Genomic DNA, 12,877 nt, shown 5'->3' on the forward strand with positions numbered 1-12,877 from the left:
CCGCGCAAGATACAGCCGCAGCGGCCAAAGAAAAAAGCGTTTAGACAAGATCATAATTCAGGCCCCAATGCGAAATGCAGCCGCAAGGGCTTGTCCTCCTCCGATACCCCGACCGCCAGATCCAGCCTGACCTGACCGATGGGGGTGACCCAGCGCACACCGACGCCGGTACCTATTTTCCAGGGCTCGCTGTAATCGGTGGTGGAGGTGCCGCCATCCACAAACATGGCCCCCAGCCACTTCTCGCTGAAGCGGTAGTTGTATTCCAGACTGGCCACGCTGGTGTAGCGGCCACCGGTCAGCTTGCCATCCGGCCCGGTGGGGGAGATGCTCTCGTAACCAAAGCCGCGCACCGTCTGATCGCCACCGGTAAAAAAGCGCAAGGACGGCGGCACCAGCGAGAAGCTGTCACCTATGATGGCCCCCTGCTCGGCCCGCATCAGGAATCTGTGGTTATCGCCAAGAGTACGGAGCCACTTGCTACGCCCCCACACCCGCATAAAGCTGATGTCGGAACCCCATCTGGGATCGGAGAACTCCAGCGTCAGCTGCTGGCGATCCCCCCAGTCGGGCACCAGGGTGCCGCGCACCCGCAGCCGGGACCAGGAGACCCCGGGGATCAACAGCAAGCTGTTCCCCTCGTCGGCGCCCTGGGTATAGATCTCGTTCTCCAGCCGGATAAAAACGTCCCGATCCCAGCTCTCCGGCCGCCGCGTCCAGCGGTGTACACCGATAGTGGTGAGATCGGAGCGGGTATCGTTGTTGTCCTTGTACTGGTAGCCGGTCTGGATGGAGTAGTAGTCCCGCAGCGGGTTGCCCACCGGGATCTGATAGTCGAAGCTGAGCTCTGCCTCCGGCGCCGACACCTTGGCGGTGGCAAACAGACGGTGACCATAGCGGTTGACCCAGGGCTTCTCCCAGGTGGCACTCATCCGCGGCCCCACGTCGGTGGCATAACCGATACCGGTCTCGATTTCGTGATCGACCCGGTTATCCAGCGTCACCGCAATGGGCACCCGATAGTTGCTCGCCTCGCTCAATACCGGCTTGATATCGACCTGACGGAACAGCTTGGTGGAGGAGACATCCTGCGACATCTCGGCCAGACGGATGGCGAGATAGGGGTCGCCGCTCTTGATGTTGATAAGCGGGCGGATCAGGTGAAGCGCTTCGGGGGTGGCATCGTAGCGGATCTCGCCAAAACGGTAGCGATGGCCCGATTCGAACAGAATAAAGATCTCTGCCGTCCCCTTGTCCGGGAACACCTTGACCTGACTCTTGCTCAGCTTGGCATCAAAGTAACCGCGGGCCAGCCCGAGGCTGCCGAGATCCGCCTTGATGGATTCATATTTGGCGTGGTTGAGGGGCTCGCCCTCTTTAAGGGGCAATTTGTCCAGCAGGGCGCTGTAGAGCTCATCGCTGCCCGCATCCCCCTCCAGCAGAATATCGAGGCGGGAGACGATGACCGGCTCCCCCTTGTCCACCTCAATCACCACTTTGGACGGAGTCTTCTTGTCGCGGCTCAGGGTGATTTTCGGCTGGTAGTAGCCATAAACCTGCAGCGCCTTTTGCACGCTCTCGGTGATTTTGGCGCGAGCCGGGCGGTATTGCCGCTCCTGATAGACCGGCAGGGCATTGAGGTAGGCTTCAACGTTATCCTTGTTCTCCCCTTTCAACCCCTTGACCTGATAGGTGAGCTTGGCGGCAAACGCGGGCGAAGCCAGCAGCGACAGCAACAGGCCCCCCCCCAGTACCCGCAGACCGCGGCGAAACGCAGGGCCGGACAGTGAACGCCCTGCCAGCAGGGATGAAATGCATCCTGTCAAAGGTCAATATTCCTGAATCTGTGGTGAAGGAAACCAGCGCCCTTTCGGGCCAACCCCGAATGCGGCGCAGCACGCCATGCCAAGCATGGTCGTGACACAAAAATGCGCGCCAGAAAAATGGCGAACCTTATCCTAACATAGGCATCCGCCAGCAACAGCGCAGCACCATTGGCAAATTCGCCATATCTTTTAAGAGGTTGACCACAAATCACACATTTTGCTGACAATGACACCGCCCGCTTTCCCGATGGGAGCGAACTGACCCGCTCTGAACAAGGTTGCCTTCGTCGTCAGACACCATTTGTCACCTCTCCCCCTCTCTTTACCACCAGAAACCCACCACGACAGAGTTTGTCGGCATAGCCCCACCCTCACCGTTTAACAGGCCCGGCACACGCCAAAGCCCGCCGTAGCGGGTGATTAAGAATTGCTCGTTCAGCGCAATCGAATTATCCCGCTGCCTTTGCGAACGTCCCTCCCTCACACTTGAACCATCAACTGAAGGAGACACATCATGCATGCACGTAGCGAACAGATGGCTGACTATATTGCCGATCGTCTCGAGTTCATCACCTTTCTCGCCTGTTGCAGCGCCCTGCTGGCCCTGCTGACCGGCATGAGTGGCCAGCAGGCGCTGGCCTTTACTGCCCTGAACCTGCCGTTTGGCCTCGGCATTCTGCTGGCGATGGCGCTGCTGGCCCCCCTGCCCGTCCACTGGCGGCTGCCGGGCATCACCTTGCTGCTGGCAGGTTGCGCCCTGATGACCCTGCAACTGGGGGGTGAGTGGCTCAATCCACTGGCTATCTGGAGCCTCTACGCCCTGCTCGGGCTGGAGATCATCTGGCAAGCGCGTCCCCGCGCCGTGCTGGCCACCCGCGCTCGCCAGTAACAGGGCTGACGATAGCCGGTAAATGGCGGGCTGTGATGGCTGACGCCGGTGGCAAATTGGGGTACTCTTGCGCCCCGATTTGCTACCACCCTTGGCGTTAACAACCTTCGCCATCACTCCCAGGAGCGCCCCGATGAAAAAAGCCTGTGCCCAGCACATTCTGGTCAAGACCGAAAAACAGTGTCTGGAGATCAAGGAGAAGATCGAGAAGGGAGCCGACTTCGGCCAGATGGCCAAGCGCTTTTCCACCTGCGCTTCTGCAAAACGCAGCGGCGATCTGGGGGAGTTCAACAAAGGGGATATGGTCAAGCCCTTTGACGATGCGGTATTCAAGGGCGAGCTGCTCAAGGTACTGGGGCCGGTGCGCACCAAGTTCGGCTTCCATCTGATCAAAGTGCTCTATCGCAACTAAGTCATCGCAACTGACCATTTTCTCGGTGAAGCTCCCGTCAGGCGGGCTTCACCGACCTCTGCATCTCCCTCGCAAAACTGACCAAAACCACGCCAAACTCTCATCAATTTACTAACGTTATCAGGCAATTAAGTTTATCCTTCTCGGCATTGTCCACATTCGACGATGGATCCCGTGCTATGCCCCGCTCTTGCTTGTGGCCCCTGCTGGCCTGGTTACTCCCGCTCGCTGGCGCCCTCGGCAGCCGCTTTCATCTCTGGCCCTGGTGGATCGGTTTTGCGATCTGTCTCATCGGAGCCCTTGTCTCCCTGATCTTGCTGGTACGCCTGCCTTGGAGCCGCAACCGATACGCCAGCGGCCTTGGCGCCTTGCCACTGCTGCTGCCGCTGACCTTTGTGCTGCAGGCGCTGCGCATGCCGCTAATCAACGATGTGAGCACAGATCCCTACAATCCCCCCCAACTGCGCTGGGCGGCAGAGCTCAGAACAGCGCAGGATCTGCCAATTAATAGCGCCCCGCTGAAAGCATTTGAAAGAAATCCCGGTCCTCTCTTTACCCATACCGCCCCCGAAGAGGTGGTTATTGAGGCTGAGGAGCTGATGCAGGAGCTGGGCTGGCAGGTACGACCGAGCCCGGATGGCTTGGATGCAGTGGTCACCACCGGCTGGTTCGGCTTTCAGGATGATGTGGCGCTGCGGGTCTTTGCCGGCCCCAAAGAGACTCGCATCGATATGCGATCAGCATCCCGTCAGGGGCAAAGCGATCTGGGCACCAACCGGGCGCGGATCGAGGATTTCCTGACCCGCCTGAATGAGCGGTTGGGCCAAGCCTACAAACCCAATTTGAAACCGTAAGTGTGAAACAACAAGAAGGTAACTGATGCGCGTTGAGGTCAAACCCGACCGGGAATATGCCTGGTTTATCCGCCCCTTTTTCTGGCTGCAAAAGCGCAACTATGGTCAGGTGCTTATTCCGGGCAAGTGCTGGGGCCGCTCGCCGCGCCTCTTTGCCGCCGTCGCCACCCTCTACGGCGTCATCAACCGCAAGCGCTCCCCCATCGACCCCGTGCTGCGCTCGCTGGTGACGGTGCGGGTCTCCCAGCTCAACTGGTGTCGTTTTTGCGTCGACATCAACGCCATGACCCTGGTAAAGAGAGCCGGCTCCAGCGAGAAGGTGGAGGCGCTGGCCAACTGGCGCGAAAGCCCCTTGTTCGACGAGCGGGAGAAAGCAGTGCTCGACTACACAGAAGCGATGACTGGCCTGGATGGGGTGAGCGATGAGCAGGCGGCCCGCCTCAAACCCTGGTTCGATGACGACGCCATGGTGGAGCTGACCGGTCTTATCGCCTTTCAGAACATGTCAGCCAAGTTCAACGCGGCCCTCGATATCGCGCCGCAGGGCTTCTGCCAGCTGCCGGTGCAACCGGAACGCCCTGCCCAGCCAGACAACAAGGACGCCTGATGAACCGGACCCGCCTGCTGCTTGCACTGGTGATGGGGGGCCTTATCGGCGCCTTTTTTGCCCTCGATCTCGGTCGTTACCTCAGTCTGGTCGCCTTGCAGGCCCAGCAGGCTGCAGTGGCGCAATGGGTCGACAGCCACTTTGTCTCGGCCAGCCTGCTGTTCGTGCTTATCTATGTGCTGAGCACCGCCCTCTCCCTGCCCGGTGCCAGCCTGCTCACCCTGGGTGGCAGCGCGGTTTTCGGCGTCGCCTGGGGATTGCTGCTGGTCTCCTTTGCCAGCACCCTAGGCGCAACCCTGGCCTTTCTCAGCGCCCGCTTTCTGCTGCGCGACTGGGTCACCGCCCGCTTTGGCGACAAGCTGGCCACCTTTCAGTCCGGCATGGCGAAGGAGGGGGCCTTCTATCTGCTCAGCCTGCGCCTCATCCCCATCTTCCCCTTCTTTTTGGTCAATCTGCTGATGGGGCTCACCCCCATCAGAGTCAGCACCTACTACTGGGTCAGCCAGCTTGGCATGCTGCCCGGTACCTTCGTCTACGTGCTGGCGGGCAGCGAGCTTGGCCAGTTAACCAGCACCGGCAATATCCTCTCCCCCGGCCTGATGGTCGCGCTGACCCTGCTGGGGCTGATGCCCTGGCTGGTCAAGAAATTGACCGCCAAGCTCGCACTGCGCCGCTTGCTCTCCCCCTACCGCAAGCCCGCTCGCTACGACTACAACCTGCTGGTGATAGGTGCGGGCGCTGGTGGGCTGGTCACCAGCTATATCGCCGCAGCGGTGAAGGCCAAGGTGGCGCTCATCGAGAAGCACAAGATGGGGGGCGATTGCCTCAACAGTGGCTGTGTCCCCTCCAAGGCATTGATCCGAAGCGCCCGCTTTGCCGCAGAGCAGCGTAAAGCCGACGAGCTGGGCTTTAGCCCAAGCCACTCCCGCGCCGATTTTGCCGCCGTGATGGAGCGGGTGGCTGAGGTTATCAAGGAGGTCGAGCCCCACGACTCCATCGAGCGCTATCAGGGGCTTGGGGTGGAGTGCATCGAAGGAGAGGCGCGGCTGGTCTCACCCTGGGAGGTAGAAGTGAACGGCCAGCGCCTTGCCAGCCGCCATATCGTTATCGCCACCGGCGCTCGGCCGCTGGTGCCCAAGCTGCCGGGGCTTGATCAGGTGCCTTACCTCACCTCGGATAGCCTCTGGCAACTACGCACCCCGCCGCGCCGGCTGCTGGTACTGGGCGGCGGCCCCATAGGCTGCGAACTGGCCCAGAGCTTCGCCCTGCTCGGCATTCCCGTGACCTTGGTGGAACTCTCGGAGCAACTGCTGCCCCGCGAAGATAGAGAGGTTGCCGATGCGCTGGCCGGGCAGATGAGCCGCGATGGTGTGCAGCTACTCACCGGCTGGCGCGCCGAACGAGCCGACTATCTGCCCGCAGCCGATGGGGATCTCCCCATCCGGCTGCAACTGCGCCGTGGCGATGAGACACAGGTGGTGGAAGGGGTTCAACTGCTGCTGGCACTGGGTCGGGTCGCCAATGTGAGCGGCTTCGGGCTCGAAGCATTGGGGGTCGAGCTTGCCCCCCGCGGCACCATAGCGGTCGATGGCTTTCTTGCCACCAACTTCCCCAGCATACTGGCAGTGGGAGACGTAGCGGGCCCTTACCAACTCACCCACTTTGCCGCCCATCAGGCCTGGTATGCGGCGGTCAATGCCCTGTTTGGCCAGTTCAAGCGCTTTCGGGCCGACTATCGGGTCATTCCGGCGGCCACCTACACCATGCCGGAGATTGCCCGGGTCGGCCTCAATCGCAAGGAGGCCGAGGCGCAGGGGATCCCCTTCGAGGCGACCCGCTTCGAGCTGGCCGAGCTGGACAGAGCCATCGCCGATGGGGAGCGCCAGGGTTTTGTCGAGGTGCTGACCGTGCCGGGCAAGGATACTATCCTTGGCGCCACCATAGTGGGCACTCACGCCGGTGAGCGGATTGCCGAGTTCGTACTCGCCATGCGTCACCGCCTCGGCCTTGGCAAGATCCTCGGCACCATTCACGCCTATCCCACCCTGATGGAGGGGAATAAATATGTGGCGGGTGAATGGAAACGGGCCCACCAGCCCACCCTGGTGCTGGCGTTGCTGGCCCGTTATCACCGCTGGCGCCGTGGCGCCTGACAACCAGAGAAACATTTATGCTCAAGCCATTCTCACAACTCAACTCACAGCTCAAACAGCGGCTAAACGCCCTGCTGTGCGCCCTGCCACTGCTGGCCAGCGGCCCGCTGTTAGCCAGCCCTTATGACAACTGGCAACAGACCCTTGAGGAGGCGAAGGGGCAAACCGTCTACTTCAACGCCTGGGGCGGCAGCCCGGAGATCAACGCCTATCTGGTGTGGGCCGGGCAGGAGCTGGCGCGCGACTATCAGGTCAAACTGGTGCAGGTGAAGGTGGATGACATTGCCCAGAGCGTCAGCCAGTTGCTGGCCAACAAGCAGGCGGGCAAGCAAGCTGGCGGCCCCATCGATCTGCTCTGGGTCAACGGCGAGAACTTCAAGGCGCTCAAGGAGCAGGGGCTGCTCGGCGCTCCCTTTACCGCCGAGCTACCCAACATGGCGCTGGTCGACAGCACCCTGCCGGTGAGTGAGGACTTCACCCTGCCGGTGGAAAGGCTGGAAGCCCCTTGGGGCATCGGCCAGCTCAATCTGATGGTCGACACCGAAGAGGTCGCCAGAGCGCCCACCTCGGCCTTGGCCCTGCTTGCGTGGGCCAAGGCCCATCCCGGCCGCTTCACCTATCCCAAGCCGCCCCAGTTCCATGGCTCCAGCTTTCTCAAGCAGATCCTGCTGGAATTGACGCCAAACCCCGCCCCCCTCTATCGGGAGACGACCGATACCGAGTTTACCCAACTCACCGCCCCGCTCTGGGCCTGGCTCGATGAGCTGCATCCGGCACTCTGGCGCAAGGGCAAACTGTTCCCCACCAGCGCCGCCGAAACCCGCCAGCTACTCGATGATGGCGAACTGGCCATGGCCATCAGCTTCAATCCGCAGGAGGCGCAGAGCGCCGCCCAGATTGGCGCCCTGCCCCCCAGCGTCGAGGCGGTCGCCATGGCAAAGGGGTCGCTCACCAACAGCCATTTTCTCGCCATCCCCTTTAACGCCAGTGCCCGTGCGGGTGCCAAGGTGGTCGCCAACTTTCTGTTAAGCCCGGCGGCGCAGGCGCGCAAGGCCAATCCGGCCTTCTGGGGTGATCCCAGCGTGCTGCGGGCCGATGCGCTGCCTGATTCAGCCAAGGGGCAACCGGCACTGCGCTTCAAAGCGGTAGCCGAGCCTCACCCCAGCTGGCAGCTCAAGCTGGAAGCGGCCTGGGCCGAGCGTTACAGTCACTGATGAGTGCCGCTGGTCACCCGCTTTCCCGCTCCCGACCGTGGCGCCGGTTGACACGCCACCCCACTATGAGTGCGGGGATGGCGGTCATTTATCTGGCGCTCTTCGTCATCCCATTGCTGGCGGGGCTGTGGCAACTGCTGGCGGAGGGGATGGCCGCCTCTCATCTCGCCTTGCTGCTGGCCCAACCCGGTCTTTGGCACTCAGCAGCACTGAGCCTGTGGATTGGCGCCGCCTCGACCCTCGGTAGTCTGCTGTTGACCGCCCTGCTGCTGGCCCACAGCGACAGCCGGGCTTTCGGGCTGCTCCGTCGTCTGCTCTCGCCGATGCTGGCCATGCCCCACGTCGCCTTTGCCATCGGTTTTGCCTTTCTGCTCGCCCCCTCCGGCTGGCTGCTGCGGCTCCTCTCGCCAGCGCTGACGGGGTTTGATCTTCCCCCCGATTGGCAGACCATTCGGGATCCTTGGGGGCTCGGGCTGATTGCACTGCTCGTTTTCAAGGAGACCCCCTTTTTGCTGCTGATGGCGATGGCCGCACAGCAACCCATCCAGCTGGCACGCCAGCAGTGGCTGGGGGCAAGCCTTGGCTTCAGCGCCCCCCAGATCTGGTGGCGCCTGCTGCTACCGGCGCTCTGGCCAGCCCTGCGCCTGCCCCTCTATGCGGTGGCGGCATATGGTGTGGCGGTGGTGGATCTCGCCCAGCTGCTCGGGCCCGACGCCCCCGCCCCGCTGGCGGTGCGGTTGTGGCTCTGGTATCAGGACCCGGATCTGCTCTGGCGCGGCGCCACCGCCAGCGGCGCCCTGCTTTTGCTCGCCATCACGGCGTTGCTCATCGCTCTGCTCAGATTACTGGAGTGGCTTCATAAAGAGATGGGCAAAGGCTGCTGGCTCGATGGCAAACGGGCGGCGCCCCACTTCTTTGCCAACCGGCTCGCCGCGGGCTTTGCCTTCACCCTGATCACCCTCAATCTGGCGGTGCTGGCGGCGCTGCTGCTCTGGTCACTGACCCGGCGCTGGCCCTTTCCCGCCCTCTGGCCGAGCCAGTGGAGCGGTCGCCATTGGCTCGAACTGCTGCCGACCCTGTCGCCGCTGCTCACCACCAGCATGCTGCTGGCACTGGCGAGCGGGGCGATTGCGCTGGTGATGGCGGTGCTGAGTCTGGAAGCGCAGGCCGGCCGCCGCCCCTGGCCGCTCTGGCTCATCTGCCTGCCGCTGCTGCTGCCGCAGGCCAGCCTGCTGTTCGGCATTCGGCTCGGGTTGGACTGGCTTGCACATGACTCGATAAGCAGCGGCATTGGCTGGGGATGGGTGCTCTGGAGCCAGCTGCTGTTCGTCTTTCCCTATGTCTATCTCTGCCTGCACGGCCCCTATCGCCAGTTCGATCCGCGGATCACCCAGAGCGCCCTGCTGCTGGGGGCCACGCGATGGCGAGCCTGGCGGCAGGTGAAAGCGCCGCTACTGGCACGCCCGCTGTTGTTTGCCTTCGGCGTCGGGGCGGCGGTGAGCCTGGCCCAATACCTGCCGACCCTGCTGTTTGGGGCTGGCAGGGTGGTCACCATCACCACCGAAGCGGTGGCCATCGGCAGCGGCCTAAATCGGCGGCTGGCGGGCCTCTACGGCCTGCTGCAACTGCTGCTGCCGCTCGTTATCTATCTGCTGGCGCTCTGGCTGCCGGCGCGACTCAATCCGGCGCTCAAGGGGGGCGGCTCACGATGAACTCTCACGATGGAAACAGCCATATGCTGAGCACCACGCCTCTTCGGCTTTACCTTGATGAAAATCTGCTGCTCTCGCTGCCCGCCCTGCAGGTGGCACCCGGCGAGGTATTGACCCTGATGGGGCCCAGCGGCTGTGGTAAAAGCTCCCTGCTGGCAGGGCTGGCGGGGGTACTGCCCGGCGCGCAGACAGATAGCGGCCCCATCCGGCTGGAGGGGGAGATAAGGCTCGGCGAGCGGCTACTCAACGCCCTACCGCCGCAGGCGCGGCGCATCGGCATGCTGTTTCAGGATGACCTGCTGTTCGACCATCTGACGGTGGCGGAGAACCTGATGTTCGGCATGCCGGCCAGAGTGAAGGGACACGGGCCGCGGCGAGAAAAGGCGGTGGCTACGCTGGCGCAGGTGGATCTGACAAGTCAGGCAGACAAGCTGCCGGGGGCGCTCTCAGGCGGCCAGAAGGCTCGCGTCAGCCTGCTGCGGGCCCTGCTGGCCGAGCCCGAGGCATTGTTGTTGGACGAACCCTTCTCCCGCCTCGACAAGCCGCTGCGTGCCGCCTTTCGCCAGCTGGTGTTCGCGCAGATCAAGGCGCTGGCCATCCCCGCCATTCTGGTGACCCACGACGAAGAGGACGCGCCGGGCACCATACTTCAGCTCACCGAAGCCCGTTTTTGACCGAGGAGTTCACCTTGTTTGACCGCCACCTGCTCCCCGTTATCCGCAGCCCCCTCACCCGGCTCGCCAAACCGCTCTGCCGCGCCGGGGTCAGCGCCAACCAGATCAGCCTCACCGGCTTTGCCATCGGCATGCTGGCGTTGCCGCTGCTGGCCTTTGGCTGCTATCAGTGGGCGCTGGCGGCGATCCTGTTCAACCGGCTGCTGGACGGGCTCGACGGCGCCGTGGCGCGGGAAACCGGCATCACCGACTGCGGCGGCTTTCTCGACATCACGCTCGACTTTATCTTCTACGCCGCCGTGGTGCTGGGCTTTGCCCTCGCCGCCCCCGCCAATGCGCTGCCCGCCGCAACCCTGCTGTTTGCCTTTATGGGCACCGGCTCGAGCTTTCTGGCGTTTGCCATCATGGCGGGCAAGCGGGGCATCGACAATCCGGTCTACCACCACAAATCCCTCTACTATCTGGGCGGCCTCACCGAGGGGAGCGAGACCATCGCCCTCTTTGTGCTGATGTGCCTGTGGCCAGCCGCCTTCGCCCCGCTCGCCTACGGCTTTGCCCTGCTCTGCGCCATCACCACCCTGACCCGACTCTGGAGCGGCTATCACACTCTACGTCCCCCCCAGCCCTAAACAGCACAGCCCTCACAGAAGGGCTAATCCATCGCACGATGAATTGGCGGCAAACAAGGCGCACGGAACACTTGCACGGGGATGACAATGTTTTACCATTGCGACACTTTATCAGTCTCTTTGAGAACCCTATGCGTCGCCTTGCCTCTCTTCTCACTCTGTCGTTATTCCCCCTGCTCGGTGGCTGCAGCAGCGCCCCCGCGCCAAAGCCCGTGGTCGTCCCTCAGCCCAAGAGCGCCTTTATCAATCAGGCGCCATCGAGCAAACCCGTTTATACACAAGGGGTTAGCAAGGGGGACTTCGCCAATCGCCCCAACGTGGACAGATTCGTCCAGAAGATGGTCGAGAAGCACGGTTTTGACAACGCCCAGCTGCATCAGGTGCTGGCACAGGCAGAGCGTTACGACTGGATCATCCGCCTGATGGATGCCCAAGCGCCGACCACCGCGAAGCCCACCGGCCCGACCGGCGCCTGGAACCGCTATCGCGCCAAGTTCATCACCCCCGACAACGTACAGAACGGCGTCAACTTTTGGCGTGAATACGCAAGCGAGCTGAATCGGGCGGAGCAGATCTACGGGGTGCCGCCGGAGATCATCGTCGGCATTATCGGGGTCGAGACCCGCTGGGGCCGGGTGATGGGCAAGACCCGCATTCTGGATGCGCTGGCCACCCTGGCATTTGATTATCCGCGCCGGGCTGAGTTCTTCACCAGCGAGCTGGAAGCCTTCCTGGTGATGACCCGCGACGAGGGGATGGATCCCACCGAACCCAAAGGATCCTATGCAGGCGCCATGGGCTATGGCCAGTTTATGCCCTCCAGCTTCCAGCGCTATGCGGTGGACTTTGATGGCAACGGCCATACCAACCTGTGGGATCCGGTGGATGCCATAGGCAGCGTCGCCAACTACTTCAAGGCCCACGGCTGGGAGAAAGGTCAACCGGTGGCGGTGCGCGGTCAGGGCCAACTGCCCGGCTATGAGCATGGCTTCCAGACCCGCTACCCCATCGCCACCCTGCGCCGCGCAGGGCTGACGCCAACCAGCAGCCTGGGCAACCACAGCGAGTCGAGCCTGCTGCGCCTCGATGTCGGCACCGGCTACCAATACTGGTACGGCCTGCCCAACTTCTACACCATCACCCGCTACAACCACAGCACCCACTACGCCATGGCGGTGTGGCAGCTGGGGCTGGCGGTGAAGGCGGCGCGCTGATAACTCGCTGACATAAAACAGACAATGAAAAAGGAGCCATAATGGCTCCTTTCAGACTGCTGACAAACCCCTGGACGCCGATCCCGGGGTTTGATCTAATTGCTGCATGGTCAATAAATGGACTGCGCCATGCTCAGAGAACCCGTACCCCAGCAATTTGAGGTATCCTGATTTTCACAGACAGTCCCGATTGTTACGATGAGACAATCGGGGGTATTGAATGAAATCGAGAGAACACTATTCACCAGAGTTTCGGGCAGAGGCGGTTCGACTGGTGTTGGAGCAAGGCCTTGGCCAAGCTGAAGCCGCCAGAAGGTTGGGTATTGCCAAAGGCACACTGAGCAACTGGGTGGTCGCAGCCAAAGGAGGAAAGGATACATCGGCCATTCCCGGAGCGCGTTCTGTCGCCGAGCTGGAGGCTGAAGTGGCCCGGCTACGCAAAGCTCTCGCACAAGCCAACATGGAGCGCGACATCATAAAAAAGGCCGCCGCGTACTTTGCTCAGGAGTCACTGCCAAGTACGCGTGGATAGCCAACCAGCAGCACCTCTATCCCATTTCCGTTATCTGTCGTGTGCTGGAGGTCTCTCGTGCGGGCTTCTACCACTGGCGCCAGCGTCCACCGTCACAGCGCCAACAAGAAGATGAACGACTCAAGGTCGCCATTCGGGCTGCTCACAGCAAGACGCGCCAG

General features: G+C 62.3%; 11 protein-coding genes and 1 pseudogene. 11 read left to right on the plus strand and 1 reads right to left on the minus strand.

Going from position 1 to position 12,877, the window contains the following annotated elements:
* Positions 1-50 precede the first annotated feature (50 nt).
* On the minus strand, positions 51-1,826 hold the full coding sequence (gene tamA / locus ACW5W8_RS04710; RefSeq protein WP_263084106.1) for an autotransporter assembly complex protein TamA: 1,776 nt from the start codon (positions 1,824-1,826) through the stop codon (positions 51-53).
* 514 nt (positions 1,827-2,340) lie between these two features.
* On the opposite strand from tamA, the gene ACW5W8_RS04715 reads away from it, so the two are divergent.
* The 11 genes and pseudogenes from ACW5W8_RS04715 to ACW5W8_RS04765 form a co-directional block, all read left to right on the plus strand.
* Positions 2,341-2,715, plus strand: coding sequence for a hypothetical protein (locus tag ACW5W8_RS04715; RefSeq protein ID WP_043818464.1), 375 nt, complete (start codon positions 2,341-2,343; stop codon positions 2,713-2,715).
* Between the two features lie 133 nt (positions 2,716-2,848).
* Positions 2,849-3,127, plus strand: coding sequence for a peptidylprolyl isomerase (locus ACW5W8_RS04720; protein ID WP_005334269.1), 279 nt, complete (start codon positions 2,849-2,851; stop codon positions 3,125-3,127).
* 179 nt (positions 3,128-3,306) lie between these two features.
* Positions 3,307-3,981, plus strand: a complete 675-nt coding sequence (locus ACW5W8_RS04725) for a DUF1499 domain-containing protein (protein WP_498626650.1) — start codon at positions 3,307-3,309, stop codon at positions 3,979-3,981.
* Between the two features lie 25 nt (positions 3,982-4,006).
* Positions 4,007-4,588, plus strand: coding sequence for a carboxymuconolactone decarboxylase family protein (locus ACW5W8_RS04730; protein WP_204476638.1), 582 nt, complete (start codon positions 4,007-4,009; stop codon positions 4,586-4,588).
* Positions 4,588-6,741, plus strand: coding sequence for a dihydrolipoyl dehydrogenase family protein (locus ACW5W8_RS04735; protein ID WP_498626652.1), 2,154 nt, complete (start codon positions 4,588-4,590; stop codon positions 6,739-6,741). The genes ACW5W8_RS04730 and ACW5W8_RS04735 overlap by 1 nt, the downstream gene beginning before the upstream one ends.
* 17 nt (positions 6,742-6,758) lie before the next feature.
* Complete coding sequence (locus ACW5W8_RS04740; RefSeq protein ID WP_498626654.1) at positions 6,759-7,955, plus strand: ABC transporter substrate-binding protein; 1,197 nt, start codon at positions 6,759-6,761, stop codon at positions 7,953-7,955.
* Between the two features lie 77 nt (positions 7,956-8,032).
* Positions 8,033-9,667 carry an ABC transporter permease gene (locus tag ACW5W8_RS04745; protein WP_498626656.1) on the plus strand — a complete coding sequence of 545 codons (1,635 nt, stop codon included), beginning with the start codon at positions 8,033-8,035 and terminating at the stop codon, positions 9,665-9,667.
* A gap of 23 nt (positions 9,668-9,690) precedes the next feature.
* Positions 9,691-10,341, plus strand: a complete 651-nt coding sequence (locus ACW5W8_RS04750; RefSeq protein WP_498626657.1) for an ATP-binding cassette domain-containing protein — start codon at positions 9,691-9,693, stop codon at positions 10,339-10,341.
* A 14-nt stretch (positions 10,342-10,355) separates the two neighbouring features.
* Positions 10,356-10,970: a CDP-alcohol phosphatidyltransferase family protein gene (locus ACW5W8_RS04755; RefSeq protein ID WP_498626658.1), complete on the plus strand. Its 615-nt coding sequence runs from the start codon at positions 10,356-10,358 to the stop codon at positions 10,968-10,970.
* 131 nt (positions 10,971-11,101) lie between these two features.
* The gene (gene mltB / locus ACW5W8_RS04760; RefSeq protein ID WP_498626659.1) at positions 11,102-12,184 is read left to right on the plus strand and encodes a lytic murein transglycosylase B; all 1,083 of its coding nucleotides are present in this window, start codon (positions 11,102-11,104) and stop codon (positions 12,182-12,184) included.
* 220 nt (positions 12,185-12,404) lie between these two features.
* Positions 12,405-12,877 (plus strand): annotated as a pseudogene (locus ACW5W8_RS04765) (IS3-like element ISAeme20 family transposase); the annotation flags it as partial.

It is taken from the genome of Aeromonas aquatilis, from assembly GCF_054052405.1.

Bases quoted from the DNA above. Each gene is read 5' to 3' on its own strand.
- mltB (WP_498626659.1), top strand. From the start codon at position 11,102: ATGCGTCGCCTTGCCTCTCTTCTCACTCTGTCGTTATTCCCCCTGCTC.
- ACW5W8_RS04725 (WP_498626650.1), top strand. From the start codon at position 3,307: ATGCCCCGCTCTTGCTTGTGGCCCCTGCTGGCCTGGTTACTCCCGCTC.
- ACW5W8_RS04715 (WP_043818464.1), top strand. From the start codon at position 2,341: ATGCATGCACGTAGCGAACAGATGGCTGACTATATTGCCGATCGTCTC.
- ACW5W8_RS04730 (WP_204476638.1), top strand. From the start codon at position 4,007: ATGCGCGTTGAGGTCAAACCCGACCGGGAATATGCCTGGTTTATCCGC.
- ACW5W8_RS04735 (WP_498626652.1), top strand. From the start codon at position 4,588: ATGAACCGGACCCGCCTGCTGCTTGCACTGGTGATGGGGGGCCTTATC.
- ACW5W8_RS04750 (WP_498626657.1), top strand. From the start codon at position 9,691: ATGCTGAGCACCACGCCTCTTCGGCTTTACCTTGATGAAAATCTGCTG.
- ACW5W8_RS04720 (WP_005334269.1), top strand. From the start codon at position 2,849: ATGAAAAAAGCCTGTGCCCAGCACATTCTGGTCAAGACCGAAAAACAG.
- ACW5W8_RS04740 (WP_498626654.1), top strand. From the start codon at position 6,759: ATGCTCAAGCCATTCTCACAACTCAACTCACAGCTCAAACAGCGGCTA.
- ACW5W8_RS04745 (WP_498626656.1), top strand. From the start codon at position 8,033: ATGGCGGTCATTTATCTGGCGCTCTTCGTCATCCCATTGCTGGCGGGG.